Source organism: Vibrio sp. Vb1980 (assembly GCF_033338615.1).
Taxonomy (GTDB): domain Bacteria; phylum Pseudomonadota; class Gammaproteobacteria; order Enterobacterales; family Vibrionaceae; genus Vibrio; species Vibrio alginolyticus.
In genome coordinates this window covers 1-610 of sequence record NZ_JAWOSZ010000115.1, presented here as the reverse complement: position 1 = coordinate 610, position 610 = coordinate 1, and the positions used below count along the sequence as shown (strand labels likewise).

1 protein-coding gene is annotated in these 610 nt (G+C 42.8%); it reads left to right on the top strand.

The genetic code is table 11. The features are described 5' to 3' along the window. The first annotated feature begins 171 nt into the window (after window positions 1–171). The gene (locus R7F64_RS24050; protein WP_025613364.1) at window positions 172–525 is read left to right on the top strand and encodes a DUF6404 family protein; all 354 of its coding nucleotides are present in this window, start codon (window positions 172–174) and stop codon (window positions 523–525) included. Window positions 526–610 lie beyond the last annotated feature (85 nt).

Sequence of the window (610 nt, the reverse complement as noted above, 5' to 3'; positions counted from 1 at the left end):
GAGAACGCGCATAACAAATTGTTCAAGAGTGATTCGGCACGCGTGGCATTTTTACTATGCGTTGGTTTTAGTGGTTAGGTGGCATGCGGGGGCTTTGGTATTGCGTGCCTCACACCTTAACAAGGCGTTAGGTTTCTCCGCGGGAAACATCGAATACAAGGATTTTGGGTCATGGATTATGAAACGAAGCTACAACTTGCGCACAAAGAATTAAGTGACAAAGGTGTTTGGAAGTCGAACTACAATCCTCCACTTGTAAGGTTGTTACGTAAACTTGGACTGTGTTTTCCGCCGCCTTATTATCAGAGCTTTTTTGCAAACGTTATACTTTGTGTGGCTTTCTTCGCCCCTGTTTGGGGAATCTTCCAATGGTTTCTTGTGTGGGATGAGCTAGGCAAACCAGCTTTAGAAGCGGTTTATATCTCGTTACTTACTGGAGCATTGTTTGGTTTAGTTATGGCAACCTTCTACTATATTAGGCGCAAGCAATTAAATCTAACAGATTGGGGTTCATTGGGAGAATAAGCCCAAAACCTAACAAGAGACTATGGCGTCAATAGTTAATTTTTGAGGCTATCTGTATCCCACATAACACCATCTCTTAGCATTG

Bases quoted from the DNA above. Each gene is read 5' to 3' on its own strand.
- R7F64_RS24050 (WP_025613364.1), top strand. From the start codon at position 172: ATGGATTATGAAACGAAGCTACAACTTGCGCACAAAGAATTAAGTGAC.